The following is a 21,858-nucleotide window of genomic DNA, read 5'->3' on the forward strand; positions in this document are numbered from 1 at the left end:
GGGTTGCCTTCGGCGTCGATCACCGTCACCTCGCCCAGGTTCAGCGCGCGCACGGCCGCTTCGGTCTGCTTGAGGTCACCCACCACCACCCAGGTCAGCGCCTGCGGCTTGATCTCGGCGGCTGCCTGCTGCACCTGCGCCGGGGTCATCGCCTCGATCTCGGCCTTGCGACGCAGCACGTAGTCATCCGGACGCTTGAACTGCACGATCGAACCGATGGTCGACGCCACCGCGCTGGCGGTCTCGTAGGCACCGGGCAGGCTCAGGGTCTGGATGTTGCGGATGCGGTTGACCTCGGCGGCGGTGGCCGGCTTGCTGCCGTCGGCGAACGCGGCGATCTCCTTGCGCATTTCCGCCAGCGCCGGGCCGGTCTTGTCGATCTGCACCGGCGCGCTGGCCATCCACGGGCGCTGGCCCACCGAGTTGGTCGCACTGCTGCGCGCGCCGTACGACCAGTGCTTGTCCTCGCGCAGGTTCATGTTCAGGCGCGAGGTGAAGTCGCCACCGATCACGCCGTTGGCGATATCGAAGCGGGTCGAACTGGCGGCGCTGGACGGCGGCACCACCTGGCCGGCGAACAGGTTGGCCTGCACCGCGCCCGGCTGGTCGATCAGGAACACGCGCGGGCCCTTCGGCAATGCGACGTCGGTGGCGGCCTTCACCTGCGGGGCATCGCCCGCAGCCTTCCAGTCGCCCAGCTGCTTGTCCAGCAGCGGCACGATCTCGGCCAGGGTGGTGTCACCGACCACGATCAGGGTGCCGTTCTGCGGGCGCAGCCAGTCGTGGTGGAAGTCGACCAGGTCCTCGCGGGTCAGGCCGTTGATTGCCGCTTCGTCGCCGCTGCCGGTGAACGGAATGGCGTACGGGTGGCCCTTGCCGTACAGCAGCGGCGGCAGCACGCGCATCGCCACCGCGCCTGGGTTCACCTTCTCCTGCTGGATGCCGGCGATCCAGGTCGCCTTGACCCGGTCGATCTCGCCCTGCTCGAAACGCGGTTCGCGCAGCAGGTCGCGGTACAGCGCCAGCGACGGTGCCAGGTTCTCCTTCAGTGCCGACAGGTCCACGCTCATCGAATCCAGGCCGGCCGAAGCATCCAGGCTGGCGCCCAGTGCGTCGGCGGCATCGGCGAAGGCCAGCGAACCGAGCTTGCCGGCGCCTTCGGTCATCAGGCTCATGGTGAAGTTGGCGGTGCCCGGCTTGCGGCCCTGGTCGGCGCTGAAGCCGCCCGGGAACTGGTAGCTGAACTGCACCACCGGAATCTCATGGCGTTCGGCCAGGATCACCTGGGTGCCGTTCTTCAGGGTGGCGCGCTGCAGTGCCGGGAACTTCAGCTGCGGGAACTCGCGGGTCTGCGGCACGCCGGCCTTGCGGTCCACCTGCTCCGGCAGGGTGCTGTACTTCGGGTCCACCGCCGGCACGGTGAACGGCTTCGGCGTCTGGCTTGGATCTTCCTTCAGCGCCACGCGCTCACCCGGTGCGATCACCAGGGTGTGGCTGCCCTTGTCCAGCCACTGTGCACCCAGGCGGCTCAGATCGGCGGCACTGGCCTTCTCGATGTTGGCCAGCGAGGTGCGGAAGCAGCCCGGGTCGCCGGTGAACACCGCGCACTCGGCCAGCGCATCGGCCTTGCCACCGAAGCCACCGATGCGCTCGATGCCACGGATGAAGCCGGCGCGGGCGCCGGTCTTGGCGCGCGCCAGCTCGGCCGCGGTCGGGCCCTGCTTGATCAGGCGGTCCAGTTCCTCGTCGATGATCTTCTCGACCTTGGCCGGGTCCTGGCCCTGCTTCACGGTCGCCACGATCACGAAGTTGGAGCCCAGCTGAGACGTCGACAGGCCCGAGCCGATGCTGTCCACCAGCTTGTCCTGGTGCTGCAGGCGCTGGCTCAGGCGCGAGGACTTGGCGCCGCCCAGCACTTCGGAGAACAGCTGCAACTGGTCGATGTCGGCGGTGCCGACCTGCGGCACGTTCCAGGCGCGGTAGATGCGTGCCTGCGGCACCTTGTCGGTCATCGTCTCGCGGGTATCGGCACTGCGCTTGGCCACGTTCACCGCCGGCTGCGCCATGGTCGGGCCAGCGGGGATGCTGCCGAAGTACTTGGCGACCTTCTCCTTGGCGGTGGCCAGATCGATGTCACCGGCCAGCACCAGCACCGCGTTGTTCGGGCCATACCAGGTGCGGAACCAGGTCTTCACGTCGTCCAGCGAGGCCGCGTTGAGATCGTTCATCGAGCCGATCACGCCGTGGTGGTACGGGTGGCCGACCGGATACAGCGCCTTGTTGATCTGGTCCCAGGCCTGGCCGTAGGGCTGGTTCTCGCCCTGGCGCTTCTCGTTCTGCACCACGCCGCGCTGCTCGTCCAGCGCGGCCTGGTCGATCGCACCCACCAGATGGCCCATGCGGTCCGACTCCATCCACAGCGCCATGTCCAGCGCGGTGGTCGGCACGTTCTCGAAGTAGTTGGTGCGGTCGGTGTTGGTGGTGCCGTTCTGGCCGGTGGCGCCGACCTGCTTGAACGGCTCGAAGTACTCGCCGTCGTGGTTTTCGCTGCTCTGGAACATCAAATGCTCGAACAGGTGCGCGAAGCCGGTGCGGCCGGCCGGTTCATCCTTGCTGCCCACGTGGTACCAGACGTTGACCGCGACGATCGGTGCCTTGCGATCGGTGTGCACGATCACGCGCAGGCCGTTGGGCAGGGTGAACTGCTCATACGGGATATCGACCTTGGCCGGTGCCGCCGGCTTGGCGGCCAACACAGGAGTGGGCGCAAGCGAGCCCAGGGCGGTGCTGAGGGCGACGGCCAGCAGTGCAGCGCGCGGGCGAAGGGCGAGAGACATATCCGGATCCTTGGTCACATAGGTGAACCCCGATCCTAGCCTGCGCACGCAGCGGCAGGAATCGGTCGGCAGTCACTGGGGGTGTTTGCCCCTGTGCACCATCCGCGGTCGCGCGCCGCCGTGTCCTGGGCGGTCACATGCACCGGCAGCCATCGTCCGGACAGTGTCCGCGGCACATCGAATGGACAGGTGTCCGCCCACCGGACACTTCTCGGCCAAACAAAAACCCTTGCAAATCAACAACTAAAAGTTGGCACGGGGATTGCTTGGTACTTCCTGCGCCAAGAAGGGCTTCAGACGAAAGCTGACTGAAGACTGAACAAATGCAGGAAACCGAAAATTTTCCTTGCAAGCCCAGAATCGGTGTACTACCTTACTACAACACCACTGATCACCAACACTAAACAGGCCCCGTCATGAACGCCAAGACCATTGCCATCGCCATCGCCCTGATCGCCGGCACCGCGGTTGTTTCGTCGGTGCAGGCCTCCGAATCCATCAAGACCCTGTCCACCGTGCAGGTCCGCCCGGCCGCCGACCAGCTGGCCCAGCAGGCCTGGGAACAGGCCAGCGGCATCCCGACCCTGGCCACCGTGGAAGTGCGCCCGAGCGCCGACCAGCTGGCCGAGCGCTACGGCTACGTCGCCGCCCCGGTCGCCGCCGCGATGCCGATCACCACCCTGGCCTCGGTGGAAGTGCGCCCGAGCCTGGAACAGCGCGTCGCCCTGGCCGCCGAGCTGGAAGCGCAGCGCTACGCCGCCACCCTGGCTGCCGCTGCCACCAACGTCGCCAACTCGGTCATCGTCAACCTGCCGGCCCTGCAGGTGCGCCCGAGCGCCGCCGACCTGCAGGCCCTGGCCACCGAAACCGCCCAGGTCCTGCTGCGCCCGTAACCGGTGCCGCCCTGCCCCGTGCAGGGCGTGCGCCGTAAAGGCGGCGGTCGTCGCAGGTACACTGCGCCGATGAATGCCGCGCCCCAGTTCCACGTGATCCTGTTCCAACCGGAAATCCCGCCCAACACGGGCAATGTGATCCGGCTCTGCGCCAACACCGGCGCGCAGCTGCACCTGGTCGAGCCGCTCGGCTTCGCACTGGAAGACAAGCAGCTCAAGCGCGCCGGCCTGGACTACCACGAGTACTCGCGCCTGCAGGTGCACCCCGACCTGGACACCGCGCTGGCGCGGATCGCACCAAAGCGCCTGTTCGCCCTCAGTACGCGTGCCAGCGTCCGCTATGACAGCGTGGCGTTCGAAGACGGTGATGCCTTCCTGTTCGGCCCGGAAAGCCGCGGCCTGCCGCAGGACGTGCTCGATGCCTTGCCCGATGGCCGCCGCCTGCGACTGCCGATGCGGCCGGACAACCGCAGCCTCAATCTTTCCAACACCGTGGCCGTGGTGATGTACGAAGCCTGGCGCCAGCATGGGTTTGCCGGCGGGGCGTAAACCGCCTCAGGTGGGTGTGGACCGCTCTGGTGGGCGCGGACCGCTTCTGGTGGGTGCGGACCTTGGTCCGCACCGATGCCTGGTCGCGCGCTGAAGGAATGTGCCAACCAAGGTTGGCACCTACCAAAGGCAGGTCCAGGCAGCCGCCGAGAACCTCTGATGGCTGTGGATCGCTTCTGGTGGGTGCGGACCTTGGTCCGCACCGATGCCCGGTCGCGCGCTGAAGGAATGTGCCAACCAAGGTTGGCACCTACCAAAGCACATCCCAGGTGGCCGTGGCAGGTGCCATGTGCAGTCGATCCACGCCATGCGTGGATGGTGTTCCCCGCGCCGCCTAGAACGCGTTGATCCCCGTCAGTTCGCGGCCGATCACCAGCTGGTGCACGGTCTCGGTGCCTTCATAGGTGATCACCGATTCCAGGTTCAACGCATGCCGGATCGCCACGTGCTCGGTGGTGATACCGGCACCACCCAGCAGATCGCGACACTCGCGGGCGATGTCGATGGCCATGCGGCAGTTGTTCCACTTGGCCAGGCTGACCTGCTGCGGCTGCAGCTGGCCGGCCTCCTTCAGGCGGCCCAACTGCAGCGCCAGCAGCTGCGCGGTGGTGATGCGGCGGGCCATTTCGGCCAGCTTGATCTGCGCGCTCTGCGTGGCGGCCAGCGGGCGACCGAACAGCACGCGTTCCTTGGCATAGCCCAGCGCTTCATCCAGGCAGGCAATGGCAGCGCCGATCGGGCCCCAGCTGATGCCGTAGCGGGCCTGTGTCAGGCAACCCAGCGGGCCCTTGAGGCCCTTCACGTTCGGCAGGCGGTGGCTGTCGGGCACGCGCACGTCGTCGAAGAACAACGCGCCGGTCAGCGACGCGCGCAGGCTCATCTTGTGCTTGATCTCCTGCGTGGTGAAGCCGGCCATGCCCTTTTCCAGCACGAAGCCCTGGATGCCGTCCTCGGTCTGCGCCCAGACGATGGCCAGGTCGGCCACCGGGCCGCTGGTGATCCACATCTTGCTGCCGCTGATGCGCCAGTCGCTGCCGTCACGCACCGCGCGGGTCTTCATGCTGGCCGGATCGGAACCGCCGTGTGCCTCGGTCAGGCCGAAGCAGCCGATCAGCTCACCGCGCGCCATCGCCGGCAACCACTGCTGGCGTTGCTCCTCGCTGCCGTAGGCATAGATCGGGTACATGCACAGCGAGCTCTGCACCGAGACGAAGCTGCGCAGGCCTGAATCGCCGCGCTCCAGCTCCTGGCAGATCAGGCCATAGCTGACCGCGCCCAGATCGCCGCCGCCGTATTCGGCCGGCAGGGTGGCGCCCAGCAGGCCCAGCGCGGCGATCTCCGGCACCAGCTCTGAAGGGAAGCGGGCCTGGTCGAAGGCATCGCCGATGATCGGCAGCACGCGCTCGTTGGTGAAGCGGGCGACGCTCTCCTGCACCGCGCGCTCTTCCTCGTTGAGCAGGGAACGGACATCGAACAGATCGTACGGATGCAAAGCCATGGCACTCACGCGCAGTCAGGACCCGGCCATTGTCGGTCATCCGGGCAGAGCGTGCCGACCAAGGTCGGCACCCACCAGAGCGGCGGCCCTACGCTGCGTTGCAGCAATCCGGGTGTGAACATCGTCGATCTAGCTCGATCACGCGCGGCCCGGTACCCTGACACATTCAAACAACCGTTTCGCTCGTGGCTGCACGCGCGATTCCCAGGCAACCGCCGGTGGCCCCGATGCCGGCACTACCCACGAGTCATGCAATCGATGAGCGCTGAAGCCAACGCCCTGCCCCCGCGTGAAGTAATGGAGTTCGACGTGGTGATCGTCGGCGCCGGCCCCGCCGGCCTGGCCACCGCGATCCGCCTGCGCCAGCGTGCGATCGAAGCCGGCCGTGAACTGTCGGTGTGCGTGCTGGAAAAGGGCTCCGAGCCGGGCGCGCACGTGCTGTCCGGCGCGGTGATGGATCCACGCGCGCTGAACGAGCTGTTCCCGGACTGGGCCGAGCGCGGCGCACCGCTGAAGCAGAAGGTCACCCGCGACGAATTCCTGTTCCTCAGCGAAACCGGCGCACGCAGCACGCCCAATGCGCTGCTGCCGGAGTGCTTCCATAACGAAGGCAACTACATCATCAGCCTGGGTGAAGTGACCCGCTGGCTGGCGCAGCAGGCCGAAGCGCTGGAAGTAGCGATCTTCCCCGGCTTCGCCGCAGCCGAGGTGCTGTACGGCGACAACGGGGAAGTGATCGGCGTGGCCACCGGCGACATGGGCATCGAGAAGGACGGCAGCATCGGCCCGGCGTTCGAACGCGGCATGGCGCTGCAGGCCAAGTACACGATCTTCGCCGAAGGCGCTCGCGGCCACCTCGGCCGCCAGCTGATCGCGCGCTACAAGCTGGACGAAGGCAAGGACCCGCAGGCCTACGGCATCGGCATCAAGGACCTGTGGCAGATCGACCCGGCCAGGCATGAGCCGGGCCTGGTGGTGCACGCCGCCGGTTGGCCGCTGGACAGCGATACCTATGGCGGCGCGTTCCTGTACCACGCCGACGGCGGCAAGGTCGCCATCGGCTACGTGGTCGGCCTGGACTACAGGAACCCGTGGCTGAGCCCGTTCGAAGAGTTCCAGCGCTTCAAGACCCACCCGTCCATCCGCAAGCACCTGGAAGGCGGCACCCGCATCGGCTACGGCGCGCGTGCGATCACCGCCGGCGGCCTGCTGTCGCTGCCCAAGACCGTGTTCCCCGGTGGCGCGCTGGTCGGCTGCGAGGCCGGCTACCTCAACGCCAGCCGCATCAAGGGCAGCCATGCCGCGATCAAGACCGGCATGCTGTGCGCCGACGCCGCGTTCGATGCACTGGCTGCCGACCGCCAGCACGACGAACTGAGCGCCTATCCGAAGGCCTTCGAAGCCAGCTGGCTGTTCACCGAGCTGCAGCAGGCCAAGAACTTCAAGCAGTGGTTCAAGAAGGGCCAGACCGTGGCCACGCTGATGACCGGCGTGGAGCAGTGGCTGCTGCCGAAGCTGGGCGTGCGCAACCCGCCGTGGACCCTGCACCGCACGATGCCGGACCATGCCTGCCTGGAACCGGCGGCCAAGCACACCCGCATCGCCTACCCGAAGCCGGATGGCGTGCTGACCTTCGACCGTCTCAGCTCGGTGTTCCTCAGCAGCACCAACCACGACGAGAACCAGCCCAGCCACCTGACGCTGAAGGACCCCAGCATTCCGGTGAAGGTGAACCTGGCCGAGTACGCAGGCCCGGAAGCCCGCTACTGCCCGGCCGGCGTGTACGAGTTCGTCGGCGAAGCCGACAACGCGCGCCTGCAGATCAACGCGCAGAACTGCGTGCACTGCAAGACCTGCGACATCAAGGACCCGACCCAGAACATCGTCTGGGTGACCCCGCAGGGCGGCGGCGGCCCGAACTACTCAGGCATGTGATCGCTCCGGGCTGCGACCGCGTGTCGCAGCCCGGCCGCTCCGCTGCACCGCTATCCTGCCCGCCCATGCGTGCTTTCCGCCTGCTCATCACCGTTGCCGTGGCGCTGGCTGCCACGGCCTGCCAGCGCCCGCCTGCGGCGCCAACCACGCCGCAACAGGCGCAGCAGCAGGCCATGCAACGCGCATTCGAACTGTGTGCCGGCTGCCACACCGTGCAACCTGGTGGCATCCACCGCTTCGGACCCAATCTGCACGGCGTGATCGGCCGCCGCGCTGGCAGCCTGCCGGACTATGGCTATTCCGACGGCATGCGCCGCGCCGATATCACCTGGACCGCGCAGACCCTGGATACCTTCCTGCAGTCGCCAACCCACCTGGTGCCCGGCACGCGCATGTACAACGCCTTCCCCAGCGCCGAACGCCGCGCGCTGGTGATCGCCTACCTGCAGCAGCAGTCGGCTCAGTGAGCCAGGCGCTGCAGCTGTTGCTGCAGCCGCGCCACGAATTCCGCCACTGCTGTGAACAACGGCGCCACATCGGTTTCCGCCGCATCCTGCAGGCGCTCGACCAGTGCGTTGGCCTGCCCGGCCAGTCCCGTTGCCCCCACCGCGCCCAGCCCGCCGGCCTGACGATGCAGGTGCAGCGCGGCAGACGTGCGGTCACCGGCCTGCAGCGCACGCTGCACGGCCGCCAGATCACCTTCACTGGCGCGCAGCAGACTCTCGCTCAGCTGCTCGGCCACTGCGCGCGAGCCGAAGCGCTGCTGCAGCGTCGCCAGATCGGGCAGCGCATCGCCATCGTCGCCTGCCGCCTCGACCACCGGCGCCTCGAATGACTGGCCCTGCGCCTGCGGCAACCAGCGCAGCAGCGCGGCGCGCAGCGTGGCCAGCGACAACGGTTTGGCCAGCACCTCGTCCATGCCCGCCTCGCGGCAACGACGTGCATCGTCATCCAGCACGCTGGCGGTCAGCGCCAGCACGGTCAGCCGGGGCTGGCCATTGCGGCCTTCGCGTTCGCGCAGCAGGCGGGTGAAGCCGAAGCCATCCAGCACCGGCATCCGGCAGTCGGTGATCACCAGGTCGAAATGTTCCAATGCCAGACGATCCAGTCCCTGCTGGCCATCGCCGACCATCACATGCGGCACGCCCAGCTGCTGCAAGCGCCAGGCCATCATGGCCTGGTTGGTCGGGTGGTCCTCGATCACCAGCACCCGTGCCTCGCGCAGCGGCGCGGGCAGCAGCGCCGCCTGATCCTGCTCGGCCACCAGCGCCTCGACATCGCCGCTGCCGGCCTCCACCAGCGACAGCCGCACCTCGGCGCGGGTGCCCTCGCCCAGCGTGCTGTGCAACGCCAGCTCGCCGTCCATCATCTGCACGAGGCGCTGGCAGATGCTCAGGCCCAGCCCGGTGCCGCCGTGGTCACGCTGGATGTAGGCGCCGGCCTGGGTGAACGGCGCGAACAGGTGCTGCAGCTGTTCCGGTGCGATGCCGATGCCGGTATCGGTGACGCTCAGGCACAGTGGCTGCCCCCCTTCCTCGCTGGTCGGCCCCACCACGTCCAGCTGCAGGCGAACCTCGCCCTGCGCGGTGAACTTGATGGCGTTGCTGAGCAGGTTGAACACGATCTGGCGCAGGCGCACGCCATCCACTTCGTGGGCCGGCGCCAACTGCGGATCGATCTGCACGTGCAGCGCCAACCCACGTGCACTGGCCTGCGCGGAGAGCAGGCGGCACACACTTTCCAGCAACGGCCGCAGCGGCTGCGGCACCGGCTCCAGGCGCAGTGCGCCAGCCTCCAGCCGTGAGTAGTCGAGGATGTCGTCCAGGATCTGCCGCAGCATCTGCGCCGAGTCTTCGATCACCCCCAGGATGCGCTGCTGTTCGGCGTCCAGCGGCGAATGCGCCAGTACTTCCAGCATGCCCAGCACGCCACTCATCGGCGTGCGGATTTCATGGCTCATGGTCGCCAGGAAGCGCGACTTCGCTTCCGCCGCCTGCTCGGCCTCGGCCTTGGCCGTAACCAGAGCGTCGGCCTGTGCACGTGCTTCGCTGACATCCACCCAGTAGCCACTCCAGGTCACCGCGCCGGCTTCCGTGGCATACGGATGGGCCTCGCTGCGCACCCAGCGCGCGCCTTCGCCCTCGGCGCGCAGGCGGAACTCGAGGATCAGCGGCGCGAACTGGCGCGCGGCCTGTTCGACGGCCTGCAGAATGTGTGCGCGATCGTCTTCTTCAATGCGTTCCAGCAGTGTCCTGGCGTCCTGCTCGGCCTGCTGCCGGCTGATGCCGAACAACGCCTGCAGATCGCCGGCGATGAACGGGAAGCTGAGCATGCCATTGGCGTCGCGGCGTGCCTGATAGACCACCGCAGGCAGGTTGTCGGTAACCTCGGCCAGCCGCTGTTCCAGATGACGCCGCCCAGCCACTTCGCGGCGCAGGCGCCAGTAGCCGATGCTGTGCACCAACAGCGCGGTCAGCAGTACCAGCAGCAGTGGCAGGCCCCAGCGCAGCACGCTTTTCCAGTCAACGCCATGGCGATACTCCACCGCCAGCCAATCACCCCGCAGCGCCTCATGCTTGCGCGGCGTGATCTGCAGCAGCAGGCGGTCGAAGGTGGTCGCCAGCGCGGCATGCCGGCGCTCCACGGCCAGCACCAGCTGATCGTTGAAGCCTGCCGGCGCTGCGACCTGCAGGCGGCCGGGGAAACGGGTGCGCAGCAGGTGGTCGACCAGCGCCAGATTGCCCACGTAGGCATCGGCGTCGCCATCAAGCAGCCGCTGCATCGCCTGCTCCGCACTGCGTGCCGCCATGATCCGGGCCTGCGGTGCCTGCTGCAGTACGTAACCCCGCACGCGCTCGGGATCGGACAGCAGCACACGCTTGCCCTGCAGGTCCGACAGGCCCAGCAGTGCAGGGCTGTCGACGCGGCTGACGATCACGTTCGGCACACTGATGAAGGGCTGGCTGAACACCCAGTCCGGCCCCAGATAGCGCGAATCGGCGGGAATGCCCATCACCGCCTGCAGCTCGCCACGGCGGGCCTTCTCACGCACCTCATACCAGTCGTGGCTGCTTTCCGGCTGCAGGTTGGCGCCGGCCTGCATCAGCCGCCGCAGGTACTCACTGGCCAGGCCGCTGGGCTTGCCTTCCTTGTCGGTGAACGACAGCGGCGCTGCGTTCGGTGCGAAACCGATCCTCAACGGCTGCTCCAGAACCCGTTTTTCGGCCTGGCTCAACGCCATCCGGGCCGATGCCGACCACTGCGGTGGCGGCAGCCAGCGCTTCGCCAGGGCATCGCGCTGGGCCTGGCTGGTTGCAGCCAGCGCCAGATCCAACGCTTCGGCCAGCGGCTGCTTGCTGTTGGGTATGCCGAAGTGCAGGCGTTCGGGGGGCAGATCACTCGGCCGCAGCAGCACCACGCCCCGCAGGCGGTGGATGGCGATCAGCTCGGTGGCGACATAGGCATTGCCGATGTAGACGTCAGCTTTGTCGTCTCTGACCATCTCGAGCGCCGCCAACGAGCTGTTTGCGACAAGCTGCCGGGCCTGCGGGAAACGCGCCCGCACCTGCGGGCCGGTCAGGAAGTCCCGCTCGATCACCACCCGCAGGCCATCCAGATCGGGATTGTCGGAAGCACGCAGGTCGTCGGGGCGGCCCACCAGCGCCAGCGGCGCCTCGCCGTAGGCGGCGGTGTAGACCATGCAACGGGTACGGTCGGCACTCAGACCGACATTCATCACCACATCGATCTCGCCACGACATGCCGCATCCAGCACGGCGGTCCAATCGGGAAAGCGACGGGCCTCGACCTTCACGCCCAACTGACGGGCAAGAAGCGACAGATAATCCGGACCCAGACCCACCTGCTGGCCATCATGGAGGGACTCGAACGGCGGCCAGCCGCTGTCATACTGCCCCACGACGATGCTCGGATGGGTGGCCAGGTACTCGCGCTGCAGGGGACTGAGCGGCAGCAGGCCTGGAACGGCCTGCGCCAACGCTGCCGGCAGCGCCAGTACGGCCAGCAGCAGGACCAGCCCGCGAACAGCCCAGCTACGCATCGGCATCGATCTCCTAGAATCCTGCCAGGGACCGCGATGGTCGCGGCCCGGCCAGCCCGGTGGCCATACTAGAGCATGAGCTTGCGCATCATCATCGCAGACGACCACCCGGTGGTCCGTATCGGTACCCGCGCCGTCATCGAATCGAGCGGGGTCGGCCGCGTGGTCGGCGAAGCCGACAGTGCGCAGGCGCTGATGGGCCTGCTTGGCAGCCAGCCCTGCGACCTGCTGGTCACCGACTACTCGATGCCTGGCAGCCCCCAGGCCGACGGCTTCGCCATGATCGGCATGATCCGCCGCCGCCATCCCGATTTGCCTGTATTGATGCTCAGCGTCTCCAACAACCTGGCCATCCTGCGCATGGTGCTCGACAGCGGGGTGCTCGGCCTGGTCGACAAGAGCTCATCGATGGACGAGCTGCCGCAGGCCATCCAGGCGGTCTATCGCGGCCAGCCCTATATCAGCCGCAGCCTGCGTGAGCGCGTGGAGGCCGCCGGCAGCTGGCGCATGCGCGAAGGTGACGGCAAGCCCTTGTCGCCGCGCGAGGTGGAGGTGCTGCGGTTGCTTGGCACCGGCATGACCGTGAAGGAAATCTCGCTGCAACTGCACAAGAGCGTCAGCACCATCAGCCGGCAGAAGGGTGACGCCATGCTCAAACTGGGCCTGAAAGGCGACGCCGAACTGTTCGACTACCTGCGTGACGGCAGAATCTGAACCCCGCACATCGGACGGTTGAACTTTCAGCCTTGCTTCATGCCGCCTGCCGCTAGATGAATGCGCAAGCCGCACGGTGGGCCAGGCAATGTTCCGGCAATGTTGGGACGCCAGCGTGGACACCACGGCAGCCGGGGCGCCCCACGCCCTCCCTGCCCAGCGTGGCATGCACCTCACAGGAGAACGAACATGCTCAGTACTTCCACACTCAGCTTCCGTGGTCTGGCGATGGCCCTGGCACTGGTTGCCGGTGTCGCCGTGGTCAGCGATGCCAGCGCGATGTCGAGGCAAGGACAAGCGCACCCTGGTCGGCGCCGTGGTTGGTGGCGTAGCCGGCAACCTGCTCTCCAACGGTGATCCCGCCGCAACCGTCGGCGGTGCCGTGGCCGGCGGTGCGATCGGCAACCTGACCACCTCCGACCGCCGCGACCGTCGCTATTACGACAACCGCTACTACGACAATCGCTACGACCGCCGTTACGACCGTGGCTACTACCGCAGCGGCTACTACGACCGCGGTGACGACCGTCGCTGGCAGCGTGAGCGCTACTACGACAACCGCTACTACCACGACCGCGGCCGCCATCGCGGCTGGTAAACAGCGCATCGGCAACGCCGGCGCCGATGCAGGGACGGGCGGGTCGATGACCCGCCCGTTTGCGTTGACCACGCGCATGGCGTTGAATGCGCAGCCTTGGATGTGACTTTCCCTCTCGGGCTGTGGCATGACTTCTTCCTCCCACCGCGTGCAGGGCCTCAACAACGATGAGGTCGCCGCCGACTGGCCGCCGATCAGCGCCGCAGACCTCGCGTGGCTGCGCCAGCGCTTCCCGCAACTGGATGCGGACAGCCCCCCGCATTGGCACAGCCCCCGGCCACTCTCGGCCGCCGCCATCGTCAATGGCGCTTGCGCGCCGGTGTTCATCAAGCGCCACCACCACAGCGTGCGCAGCGCGGCCTGCCTGGAAGAAGAACACCACTTCATCGCCCATCTCGCCGCCGCCGGCGTACCGGTGGTGCAGGTGCTGGCGGCCACCGATGGCCACACGGCGCTCGAACACGGCGAATGGACCTTCGAGCTGCATGCGGTCGGCGTCGGCGAGGACCTGTACCGCGACGCCGTGTCGTGGTCGCTGCTGACCGATGCCGCACAGGCCCGCGAAGCCGGCCGCATGCTGGCCCAGCTGCACCGTGCCGCGGCCAGTTACCACGCGCCACAGCGCAGCACCCACCTGCTGGTCGCGCGCGACGATCTGATCCGCGCCGATGATCCGATCGCGGCCATCAAAGCGGGGCTGCACGAGCGCCCCGGCCTGGCCCGCTATCTCGCGCGCATTCCGTGGGAAGCGCAGCTGCAGCGCGACGTGCTGCCGTGGCATGCCGGCCTGGCCACGCGCCTGCGCGACGAACCGCGCCTGTGGGCGCACAACGATTGGCATGTCTCCAACCTGCTGTGGCGCGAGGGGCAGGTCAGCACCGTGCTGGATTTCGGGCTGGCTTCACCCACCAGCGCACTGTTCGACCTCGCCACGGCGATCGAGCGCAACGCGGTGGCGTGGCTGGAACTGGAGCGCGGCATGGAGGCGGTGCGCATCGATATCGCGCTGGCCCTGCTCGACGGCTACCGCCAGGTGATGCCGCTGTCGGCGGCACGCGTGCACCTGCTGGCCGACCTGCTGCCGATGGTCCATTTCGACTTCGCACTGTCCGAAGTGGAGTACTTCGAAGGCATCACCGGCTCGACCGCGAATGCCGACGTGGCCTGGCAGCCCTTCATGCTGGGCCATCCGGCATGGTTCCGTACCGCGCCGGGGCAGACGCTACTGCAGGCCCTGCACGCGGCGGCGTGACCCGGTTGGCGCACCGTTGGGGCCAGATCCCTTTCCTGCGGAAAGGGATCTGGCCCCGCAGCCTGAAGGACACCGGCTCGCAAATCCGTACCATTTGTAGTGAAATGGTCACCTGAAGCGGGGGTGCCTGGATCTGCCAGGCTGAGAGAGTCCCTTGGAACCTGATCCGGTTTGCACCGGCGTAGGGAGCTTTGAGCCGCAGCCACACCCCCGTCATGGGCCGGTGCACCTGCGCGCCGTCGCTTCGTCTCCCTTGTTGTCCGAAGACGAACCGAATGAACCGCTGCCTGCGCCCCACCCTGCTCTCCCTCGCCCTCTGCGCCGCCTTGCCGCTGCATGCCAGCGAGGCCGACGCTGCCACCGATGCGGCTGCCACCGGCGCCGAGCGCTCGCCCACCGAACTGGCGGCAGTACGGGTACAGGCCGGCAAACCGAAGACCGATACCGCGCGCGTGAACGCCTTCGGCGGTGGTTCGTGGAAGGACACCCCGGCCTCGGTGAACGTGCTCGAGCGCGATTACCTCGACCGCCGCCAGGTGCGTTCGCTGTCCGAGCTGGCCAGCAACGATGCCTCGCTGGGTGATGCGTACGCGCCGGTGGGCTACTACCAGAACATCGCCATCCGCGGCTTTGCGCTGGACGCCGCCACCGGCTACCGCTTCAACGGGCTGTCCATCGCCGGCGAACAGCGCCTGGCGCTGGAGAACGTGCAGTCGGTGGAGATCCTCAAGGGTGAAGCCGGCCTGGCGGCAGGCGTGATGGCGCCGGGCGGGATCATCAACTACATCGGCAAGCGCCCGGCCGAAGTGCGCACCGCCACGCTCGGCACCGATTCGGAAGGCTCGCGCTACGTCGCCGTCGATGTCGGCCACTGGATCACCCCGCGCTTCGGCCTGCGCCTGAATGCCGCATGGGATTCCAGCAATTCCTACGTCGAGCACGCCGATGGCCGCCGCAACTTCTACTCGCTGGCCGCCGACTGGCTGATCGGCGAGCGCGGCAAGCTGGAAGTGGATGCCAACTACCAGACCAGCTCGCAGCGCTCGGTGTCCGGCTACCAGCTGCTGGGCGCGCGTGACCTGCCGCGCGGCGTCGACCGCGAGCACCTGCTCGGCTACCAGCCGTGGCAGCGCCCCGTGGATATCGCCAGCACCAACATCACCGCGCTGCACACCTACGACTTCAACGATGCCTGGCAGTCGCGCGTCTCGGTCGGCCACAGCCGCTCGGTGATCGATGACAACGTCGCCTTCGCCTACGGTTGCTACTACGCCGCGCAGTGCGCCGATGGCAGCGTGCCGGGCAACTACTTCGCCCCCAATGGCGACTACGACGTCTACGACTACCGCAGCCCGGACGACACCCGCCGCAACCAGCAGGCCCGTGCCGAGCTGCGCGGCCGCTTCGAGACCGGCAACGTCGGCCACCAGCTGACCCTCGGTGCCGACTACTTCCGCCGTACCGTGGACAAGCGCCCTAGCGTCAACGAGTACGTCGGCACCAGCAACATCCATGACGCGCAGGTGCCGGTGTTCGCGCCGTCGCCGAAGATGCCCGGCCTCTCCGCGCGACGCCTGGACAGCCGCCAGACCGCGTTCTTCGCGCTGAACCGGATGAGCTTCGGCGATGACTGGCAGTGGCTGGCCGGTGGCCGCTTCGTGCGCCTGGACGAGCGCGCCTACGACAAGCGGGGCATCCCGCAGCGGCACAGCCGTCTGTCGCGCTTCCTGCCGCAGACCGCCGTGGTGTGGAAGGCCACCGACCAGCTCAATGCCTATGCCAGCTACGTGCGCGGCATTTCACTGGGCCAGGAAGCGCCGTTCTGGACCAGCAACGCCGACACCTTCCTGCCGTCGGTGCAGTCGCGGCAGCTGGAAGTGGGCGTGAAGTACGTGCCGGTCGAGGCGCTGACGCTGGGCGCAGCCGTGTTCCGCATCTCGCAGCCGTACCAGTACGCCAAGCCGGACAGCAGCGACGTCGGCTACAGCTTCGTCGAGGAAGGCACGCAGACCCACACCGGCCTGGAGCTGACCGCCAACGGCCAGCTGACCGACGCACTGCAGATCGTGGCCAGCGCCAGCGTGCTGCAGGCGCGCGCGCGCGACACCGGCACCCCGGCCTATGAAGGCCATCAGCTGGTGAACGTGCCAAAGGTGCGCGCCAGCGTGCACGTGGCCTATGCGCTCCCGTTCGTGCAGGGCCTGGATGTGACCGGCGGCTGGCGCTATGCCGGTGCCAACGTGGCCCGCGCCGACGGTGGCGTGCGTGCACCGGACTACTCGGTGTTCGATGCCGGGCTGCGCTTCCAGCATCGCCTGCACGAACGCGCGGTGACCTGGAACCTGTCGGTGGACAACGTGTTCAACCGCTTCTACTGGCGCGATACCGGCAGCAGCGGCGGTGACTACTACCTGTTCCCCGGCGCACCGCGACAGGCCCGCCTGTCGGTGACGTTCGCGCTGTGAGCGGCGTCATGCTCGAGTGGACCGCCGCGCTGTGCAGCATCCTCGGCGTCTGGCTGATGGCCAAGCGCCGGCTGGTGGCGTGGCCGGTCGGCCTGCTGTCGGTGACGCTGTACGGGCTGGTGTTCGCCGAGGCCAAGCTGTACTCGGACACCCTGCTGCAGGTCGCCTTCGGTGGCTTCCTGGTCTATGGCTGGCTCAACTGGCGGCAGCACGCCGCCGATGAGGGCAGCGTCCGCATCGTGCCACTGGCACGCGGCAAGCTGCTGCGTGACCTGGCCATCGGCCTGTGCGGCGGCGTGGCGCTGGGGGCGGCCATGCACACCTTCACCGATGCGGCGCTGCCGTGGCTGGACGCGATGCTGACCGCGCTGAGCCTGGTCGGCCAGTGGTGGCAGGCGCGCCGCCACGTGGCCTGCTGGTGGGTGTGGATCGCGGTGGACGTGGTCTACGTGGGTGCCTACCTGTTCAAGTCGCTGCACGTGACCGCAGCACTGTACGTGTTCTTCCTCGGCCTGGCCGTGTTCGGCCTGCGCGCGTGGAGCGCGGCCGCTCGCGAGCCGCAGGTGGCAACGCAGTAGAGCCATGCCATGCGTGGCCGGGGTTTACCGGTAGTCGCCAACCTTGGTTGGCGCGCGTGCCGACCAAGGTCGGCATCTACCAGGCGCATCCACGCAGGGCGTGGCTCTACTGGGTAAGCACCAGGCCCAGCCGCAGCGGCTGGCGCATGTCGGCCGGTGGCGCGGCCTGCAGGGGTGCGCTCTGCAGGGTCGCGCGCAGATCGGCGTCGACCTGGGCATCGCCCAGGCTGTCGAATTCCAGTTTCGAGATGCGGCCGTCCGCCGCGATCCACACACTCACCGGCAACGGCGTCGGCGTGTCCGGGTGTGCCTGCATCCATTCCAGCACGCGCTGCGCCTGCGGCGCCTCCTGCTGCAGGCGCTGCTGCAGCTGGCCGCCCACGGCGGCGGCATAGGCCATCCAGTGCGCGGGGGCTTCCTGCGCGGAAACACCGGCACTGCCCAGTGCCAACGCGCCGAACAGCGCAGCCCATGGCCGCCACCAGCGGCGCGCGCCGGTCCTGTTCCCTGCCATGGTCATCGCCCGTCTCCTGCGCTTCCATCCAGCGGACCATGGTCGGCGCCGCAGATGACAGGCAGATGGCGGGCAGTGATGGCCGGCGCGGTTACTCGCCCAGGTCGGCCAGCACCTTGCGCGAAGGCGCAAAGAAGGTCACGCCGGTGGTGGCGGTGGAGAAGTCGAGAATGCGGTCGTGCAGCGGCGCAGGATTACCGATGAACATGCGCTCGAGCATCGTCTCGATCACCCACAGCCGACGGGTGTAGCCGATGAAGTAGGTGCCGTACTCGCCGCGGCCCGGATTGGCGAACGGCATGTTGTCACGCAGGATCTCGTGCTCGCCGTCGGCGTCCTCGATGGTGCACAGCGTCTTGTGCGACTTCTGCGCATCCGCCGGCGCATCGTCCAGCTCGATGTTGTCGTGCTTGGTGCGGCCGATGATCGCCTCCTGCGCCTCGGTCTTCTGTGCGCGCCAGGCATCGAGGTTGTGCAGGTACTTCTGCACCACCACGTAACTGCCACCCGCGTGGTCCGGGTCCTCGTCACCAACGATGGTGGCTTCCGGCAGTGACAGCCCTTCCGGGTTGGCGGTGCCGTCGACGAAATCAAGCAGGTCACGGCCATCGAAGTAGCGGAAGCCGGCCACGTCATCCACCGTTTCCACTGCATCGCCGAAGGCCATCAGCAGGTTGCGCTCGAACGCCACGATCAGATCCATGGTGCGCGCACGGATGTGGTACAGCAGGTCGCCCGGCGTGGAGACGGCGGTATGGGTGGCACCCTTGATCTCGCGGAACGGCTTCAGTTCACGCGGCGGCGTGGTGCCTACCAACGGCTGCCACACGCGGTGGCCGATGGCCACGTTGCAGGTGAAGGTGCGTTCAATCTCGCGGATGGCGGTGTTCTTGATCAGGTCGTCGGTGCTGGCCAGCACCTCGCGCGCCTTGGCGATCGACGCCTCGTCATCCTTCACCTTCAGCACCAGGAACGCGGCCGAATGGGTCAGCGGTGCGGTGATCTGCTGCGGCTCGTTGTCGAGCGTGTGGTTGAGGGCGGTGATCGGTGCGGGCTGGGAGTTCACGGCGGTTCCTGCTGGCTTGAGGCGGGCGCATCGCGCAGGGCGATGTGCGGGCGATCATAGCCGAAGCCCCTGACCGGCGACGGAGCGGTTCTCAGTACGCGGTTGATGCCGCTTGCGCTTGAGACAACGCCATGACGCTGCCAGCCTGCGTCCACGAGGCCTGCAGCATCGGCCCATGCACTTCACGGAGGCAGACGCCGATGTCCCATGCAGCGATGCAGTGGCTGCACGCACCCGCCACAACCGTGGCCCTCGCACTGGTGTTGAACATCTCCCTTGACGGGCATGTCGCTGCCGAGCGATCCGTTCTTCACCGCGCTCGACCGCGATGGCGCCGATGATTTCAGCGGATGTGCGCGACAGTCCGGTGATCTGCTGCAGCGCGGCGGGTACTTTCCCGACGGCGGCGAACGCAGCAGGACCTAGGGGCTGCAACCGCTGGCACAGTACAAGACCACGCTGCCGGAGGCGTATCGCAAGCCGGTCCGCCTGGGCCGCATCCGCCAGGACGCATCACGGGTCGCTGCAGACGTAGTACTGCTGCGGACCGGTCCAGGCGATGCGCAGGCACGGCCCTTCAAGCAGGCCGCGGTCACGAAGCCAGGCAAATACCTCCGCCGGGCACCATTCACGGCCGGCCGAGAACGCTACGCCGAGATCGCGCAGGCCAGCGAACAGACGAGCTTTGCCGATGTCGTCGCCCACTTCAGCACGCAAGGTGGGTGCCTGCCCCTGGAAGCCAAGGACATGCAGCGCCACGAGCACGCCTGCGTCCAGCACCACCACCTGCACGGTGCTGCCGTCGGCCTGCTGCACATACGCGGGAATGGGGATCAGCATGCGGTGTACTCTTCCGGGCTCGGCCCAGTATGCCCGGTCCGCGACGTGCCCCGGCACGTTTCAACCGACATCACTCCAGACCGCCAGCTCGTAGCCATCCAGATCGCGGAAGTGGAAGCGGCGCCCACCGGGGAACGCGAACACCGCCTGTACGATTTCGCCACCGGCAGCGATTACACGCTGCTGTGCATCGGCCAGGTCCGCGCAGTACAGGATCACCAGTGGACCGCCGTGCGCGCGCACCGGTGCGTCGGAAACGAAACCACCTTTCAGGCGGCCGTCGTCGAACTCGGTGTAGGCCGGACCGTAGTCGGTGAAGTGCCAGCCGAACACCTCGCCGTAGAAACGTTTGCTGCGGGCGATGTCGGCAACGTTGAATTCGATGTTGTCGATGCGGCGTTCGGCATCGTGGGCGGCTGCATGGCTCATGGCGTGGCTCCGTGGTTGGAACCCCAGCTTCGGTCAGCGCGGCACGGCGGTCTTGAACGAAACGGCCATCATCGGCCCCATTCCAGGCGCAGCTGCCGTGCGGTCGTGCTGGCAAGCTCGCGCGCCTCGCGGCTGAGATGGGCCTGGTCGGCATAGCCGGCCTCGACGGCCAGCATCGCCAACGAGTGCTGCGGTAGTGCGCGGCTATGACGCAGGAAACGTTGCAGGCGCAGGATACGCTCCAGCGTCTTCACCCCGTAGCCGAACTGCGACTGGCTGAAGCGCCGCAGGCTGCGCGGGCTCAGGCTCAGATGTGCCGCCATATCATCCAGCGTGGCGTTCCCACGGGCGAGCGCCTGGAACAGAGCGTGTGCGCGCTGCGCCGGAGTATCCAGCGCGGCCGCACCCATGCGCAGCTGCAGGCATTGCGCCATCCGCTGCAGGCGCTGCGCAGGCGCGGTGTCGCCGATGGAGGCCGCAACCTCTACCGCCCATCGCCCCTTCAGATCAGCCAGCGGTACCGCCTGGCCGATGATCTCGGCCATCGGCAGGCCCAATGCAGCCAACGCCTGCCCCGGACGGAAGCGTGCACCCAGTACCTGCGCACCGGGTGCCAGTGCCGGATGTGCAGCCACCCGGTCCGGACCGACCACGAACAGCGCACCGTCGCGCCACAGGATGTCCACGCAGCCATCGGGCAATACGGTGATGTGCCCATCGGCATCGTCAGGAAGCTGGCTCTGCCACAGCTGGCCGAAGTGACCACGCAACGGCGCAGGCGCCGGATGCTCCTGGTAGGTCGTGCCAGTACCTGCGAGGGAAGAAGGATCGCCCATGCCGCATTGTGGCGCCCCGGCGCCCATAAAAGTGAAGCCCGGCGCGAGGCCGGGCTTCGGTTGGCGTGTGGGAGAGAGAGAGAGAGAGTCACACGCCAGCACAACACGCACTAACGACAGGCGTTTGTTACCAGGTGAAGCGCGGGCCCACGAACCACTCGCGGTCGCCGGCCTTGGCCAGCTTCACTTCGCCACTCAGGCCCCAGTTCTGGTTGAACTTGGCGGTGGCACCGACGCGGCCGTAGAACTCGCCGTCCGGGTTGTAGCCGTGCTTCTTGCTGAAATCTTCGTAGCCGGCCATCACGTAGCCTTCCACGTACGGGTTGAACGCGGTGCGCACGCCCACTTCGGTGGAGTAGCCGTTGAAGTCAAGGCCGCGCTTCTCGTCGTACTTCTGGTAGGCAACACGGGCCACCAGGTCGGTGTTCGGTGCGATGCCGTAGTTGTAGCCGACACCCAGGCGCCACTGGTCGACGTCATTCTTGAACTTGTCGGTCTCCTGCGCGCTGTAGTCGCCAAAGACGTGGAAGTTCGGGTGCACCGCAACGGAACCCTTCACCTTCCAGCCATCGGCGTCGCCGCCCTTGGCATCGGTGTTCACGTAGCCGCCTTCAACGTAGTTGTACGACAGGCCATCGGTTGCCGATGCAGCGAACGGCAGAGCAGCCAGAAGACCCAGGGCAAGCAGCGAATTCTTGTTCATCGGGACACACCTTTAATTATTTTGGTTTTGTCGGCCGCCCCCTGGGAGGGGGAGAGAGAGGAGGCGGTCGACAGGTGTGAATTATCCGTTA

At 67.5% G+C, this 21,858-nt stretch carries 18 protein-coding genes, 1 pseudogene and 1 riboswitch; of the genes and pseudogenes, 10 read left to right on the forward strand and 9 right to left on the reverse strand.

Annotated features, from left to right (window positions below; translation table 11 throughout):
- On the reverse strand, nt 1-2,837 hold a 2,837-nt coding region (locus tag N5D91_RS19540; protein ID WP_279908741.1), incomplete at its 3' end, for a pitrilysin family protein.
- 416 nt (nt 2,838-3,253) lie between these two features.
- On the opposite strand from N5D91_RS19540, the gene N5D91_RS19545 reads away from it, so the two are divergent.
- The gene (locus N5D91_RS19545; protein WP_153856717.1) at nt 3,254-3,730 is read left to right on the forward strand and encodes a hypothetical protein; all 477 of its coding nucleotides are present in this window, start codon (nt 3,254-3,256) and stop codon (nt 3,728-3,730) included.
- A 69-nt stretch (nt 3,731-3,799) separates the two neighbouring features.
- Nucleotides 3,800-4,279 carry a tRNA (cytidine(34)-2'-O)-methyltransferase gene (locus N5D91_RS19550; RefSeq protein WP_005407625.1) on the forward strand — a complete coding sequence of 160 codons (480 nt, stop codon included), beginning with the start codon at nt 3,800-3,802 and terminating at the stop codon, nt 4,277-4,279.
- Between the two features lie 334 nt (nt 4,280-4,613).
- Here N5D91_RS19550 and N5D91_RS19555 read toward each other — a convergent pair whose 3' ends face one another.
- Nucleotides 4,614-5,777, reverse strand: coding sequence for an acyl-CoA dehydrogenase family protein (locus N5D91_RS19555; RefSeq protein ID WP_071228793.1), 1,164 nt, complete (start codon nt 5,775-5,777; stop codon nt 4,614-4,616).
- A gap of 258 nt (nt 5,778-6,035) precedes the next feature.
- Here N5D91_RS19555 and N5D91_RS19560 point away from each other — a divergent pair, with 258 nt between their 5' ends.
- Both N5D91_RS19560 and N5D91_RS19565 read left to right on the forward strand, forming a co-directional pair.
- Nucleotides 6,036-7,712: an electron transfer flavoprotein-ubiquinone oxidoreductase gene (locus N5D91_RS19560; protein WP_180854567.1), complete on the forward strand. Its 1,677-nt coding sequence runs from the start codon at nt 6,036-6,038 to the stop codon at nt 7,710-7,712.
- 65 nt (nt 7,713-7,777) lie between these two features.
- Nucleotides 7,778-8,179, forward strand: a complete 402-nt coding sequence (locus N5D91_RS19565) for a c-type cytochrome (RefSeq protein WP_110710720.1) — start codon at nt 7,778-7,780, stop codon at nt 8,177-8,179.
- Here N5D91_RS19565 and N5D91_RS19570 read toward each other — a convergent pair.
- Entirely contained in the window at nt 8,173-11,772 is a 3,600-nt protein-coding gene (locus N5D91_RS19570; RefSeq protein ID WP_180854568.1) for a transporter substrate-binding domain-containing protein, read from the reverse strand. The genes N5D91_RS19565 and N5D91_RS19570 overlap by 7 nt on opposite strands.
- A 75-nt stretch (nt 11,773-11,847) precedes the next feature.
- On the opposite strand from N5D91_RS19570, the gene N5D91_RS19575 reads away from it, so the two are divergent.
- The 5 genes and pseudogenes from N5D91_RS19575 (at nt 11,848) to pnuC (ending at nt 17,379) form a co-directional block, all read left to right on the forward strand.
- Nucleotides 11,848-12,486, forward strand: a complete 639-nt coding sequence (locus N5D91_RS19575; RefSeq protein WP_110710719.1) for a response regulator transcription factor — start codon at nt 11,848-11,850, stop codon at nt 12,484-12,486.
- A gap of 189 nt (nt 12,487-12,675) precedes the next feature.
- Nucleotides 12,676-13,084: pseudogene (locus N5D91_RS19580) on the forward strand (glycine zipper 2TM domain-containing protein).
- Between the two features lie 127 nt (nt 13,085-13,211).
- Entirely contained in the window at nt 13,212-14,336 is a 1,125-nt protein-coding gene (locus tag N5D91_RS19585; RefSeq protein ID WP_164162365.1) for a phosphotransferase, read from the forward strand.
- A 109-nt stretch (nt 14,337-14,445) separates the two neighbouring features.
- Nucleotides 14,446-14,541: riboswitch (TPP riboswitch) on the forward strand.
- Between the two features lie 70 nt (nt 14,542-14,611).
- Nucleotides 14,612-16,801: a TonB-dependent siderophore receptor gene (locus N5D91_RS19590; RefSeq protein WP_180854569.1), complete on the forward strand. Its 2,190-nt coding sequence runs from the start codon at nt 14,612-14,614 to the stop codon at nt 16,799-16,801.
- Nucleotides 16,802-16,809: 8 nt separating this feature from the next.
- On the forward strand, nt 16,810-17,379 hold the full coding sequence (pnuC, locus tag N5D91_RS19595) for a nicotinamide riboside transporter PnuC (RefSeq protein WP_012509709.1): 570 nt from the start codon (nt 16,810-16,812) through the stop codon (nt 17,377-17,379).
- A gap of 106 nt (nt 17,380-17,485) precedes the next feature.
- Here pnuC and N5D91_RS19600 read toward each other — a convergent pair whose 3' ends face one another.
- Together N5D91_RS19600 and N5D91_RS19605 are read right to left on the reverse strand one after the other, a co-directional pair.
- Nucleotides 17,486-17,899 (reverse strand): hypothetical protein, encoded by a 414-nt coding sequence (locus N5D91_RS19600; protein ID WP_110710716.1) that lies wholly within the window; start codon nt 17,897-17,899, stop codon nt 17,486-17,488.
- Nucleotides 17,900-17,984: 85 nt separating this feature from the next.
- Nucleotides 17,985-18,959 (reverse strand): Dyp-type peroxidase, encoded by a 975-nt coding sequence (locus tag N5D91_RS19605; protein WP_110710715.1) that lies wholly within the window; start codon nt 18,957-18,959, stop codon nt 17,985-17,987.
- A 285-nt stretch (nt 18,960-19,244) separates the two neighbouring features.
- Between N5D91_RS19605 and N5D91_RS19610 the strand changes: the two genes are divergently transcribed.
- Nucleotides 19,245-19,385, forward strand: coding sequence for a hypothetical protein (locus N5D91_RS19610; RefSeq protein ID WP_180854570.1), 141 nt, complete (start codon nt 19,245-19,247; stop codon nt 19,383-19,385).
- 87 nt (nt 19,386-19,472) lie between these two features.
- Here N5D91_RS19610 and N5D91_RS19615 read toward each other — a convergent pair whose 3' ends face one another.
- The 4 genes from N5D91_RS19615 to N5D91_RS19630 form a co-directional block, all read right to left on the reverse strand.
- Complete coding sequence (locus N5D91_RS19615) at nt 19,473-19,799, reverse strand: hypothetical protein (RefSeq protein WP_164162368.1); 327 nt, start codon at nt 19,797-19,799, stop codon at nt 19,473-19,475.
- 60 nt (nt 19,800-19,859) lie between these two features.
- The gene (locus tag N5D91_RS19620) at nt 19,860-20,228 is read right to left on the reverse strand and encodes a VOC family protein (protein ID WP_180854571.1); all 369 of its coding nucleotides are present in this window, start codon (nt 20,226-20,228) and stop codon (nt 19,860-19,862) included.
- A gap of 68 nt (nt 20,229-20,296) precedes the next feature.
- Nucleotides 20,297-21,064, reverse strand: a complete 768-nt coding sequence (locus tag N5D91_RS19625) for a DUF6597 domain-containing transcriptional factor (RefSeq protein WP_180854572.1) — start codon at nt 21,062-21,064, stop codon at nt 20,297-20,299.
- Nucleotides 21,065-21,191: 127 nt separating this feature from the next.
- Complete coding sequence (locus N5D91_RS19630; RefSeq protein WP_004134798.1) at nt 21,192-21,767, reverse strand: Ax21 family protein; 576 nt, start codon at nt 21,765-21,767, stop codon at nt 21,192-21,194.
- Nucleotides 21,768-21,858: the final 91 nt, after the last annotated feature.

It is taken from the genome of Stenotrophomonas sp. GD03794 (assembly GCF_029842145.1).
GTDB classification, from domain to species: Bacteria; Pseudomonadota; Gammaproteobacteria; order Xanthomonadales; family Xanthomonadaceae; genus Stenotrophomonas; species Stenotrophomonas riyadhensis.

Coding starts and splice junctions, on each gene's coding strand:
- N5D91_RS19565 (WP_110710720.1), top strand. CDS start 7,778: ATGCGTGCTTTCCGCCTGCTCATCACCGTTGCCGTGGCGCTGGCTGCC.
- N5D91_RS19610 (WP_180854570.1), top strand. CDS start 19,245: ATGTCGCTGCCGAGCGATCCGTTCTTCACCGCGCTCGACCGCGATGGC.
- N5D91_RS19615 (WP_164162368.1), bottom strand. CDS start 19,799: ATGCTGATCCCCATTCCCGCGTATGTGCAGCAGGCCGACGGCAGCACC.
- N5D91_RS19570 (WP_180854568.1), bottom strand. CDS start 11,772: ATGCGTAGCTGGGCTGTTCGCGGGCTGGTCCTGCTGCTGGCCGTACTG.
- N5D91_RS19575 (WP_110710719.1), top strand. CDS start 11,848: ATGAGCTTGCGCATCATCATCGCAGACGACCACCCGGTGGTCCGTATC.
- N5D91_RS19555 (WP_071228793.1), bottom strand. CDS start 5,777: ATGGCTTTGCATCCGTACGATCTGTTCGATGTCCGTTCCCTGCTCAAC.
- N5D91_RS19625 (WP_180854572.1), bottom strand. CDS start 21,064: ATGGGCGATCCTTCTTCCCTCGCAGGTACTGGCACGACCTACCAGGAG.
- pnuC (WP_012509709.1), top strand. CDS start 16,810: ATGCTCGAGTGGACCGCCGCGCTGTGCAGCATCCTCGGCGTCTGGCTG.
- N5D91_RS19590 (WP_180854569.1), top strand. CDS start 14,612: ATGAACCGCTGCCTGCGCCCCACCCTGCTCTCCCTCGCCCTCTGCGCC.
- N5D91_RS19620 (WP_180854571.1), bottom strand. CDS start 20,228: ATGAGCCATGCAGCCGCCCACGATGCCGAACGCCGCATCGACAACATC.
- N5D91_RS19560 (WP_180854567.1), top strand. CDS start 6,036: ATGAGCGCTGAAGCCAACGCCCTGCCCCCGCGTGAAGTAATGGAGTTC.
- N5D91_RS19630 (WP_004134798.1), bottom strand. CDS start 21,767: ATGAACAAGAATTCGCTGCTTGCCCTGGGTCTTCTGGCTGCTCTGCCG.
- N5D91_RS19545 (WP_153856717.1), top strand. CDS start 3,254: ATGAACGCCAAGACCATTGCCATCGCCATCGCCCTGATCGCCGGCACC.
- N5D91_RS19600 (WP_110710716.1), bottom strand. CDS start 17,899: ATGACCATGGCAGGGAACAGGACCGGCGCGCGCCGCTGGTGGCGGCCA.
- N5D91_RS19585 (WP_164162365.1), top strand. CDS start 13,212: ATGACTTCTTCCTCCCACCGCGTGCAGGGCCTCAACAACGATGAGGTC.
- N5D91_RS19550 (WP_005407625.1), top strand. CDS start 3,800: ATGAATGCCGCGCCCCAGTTCCACGTGATCCTGTTCCAACCGGAAATC.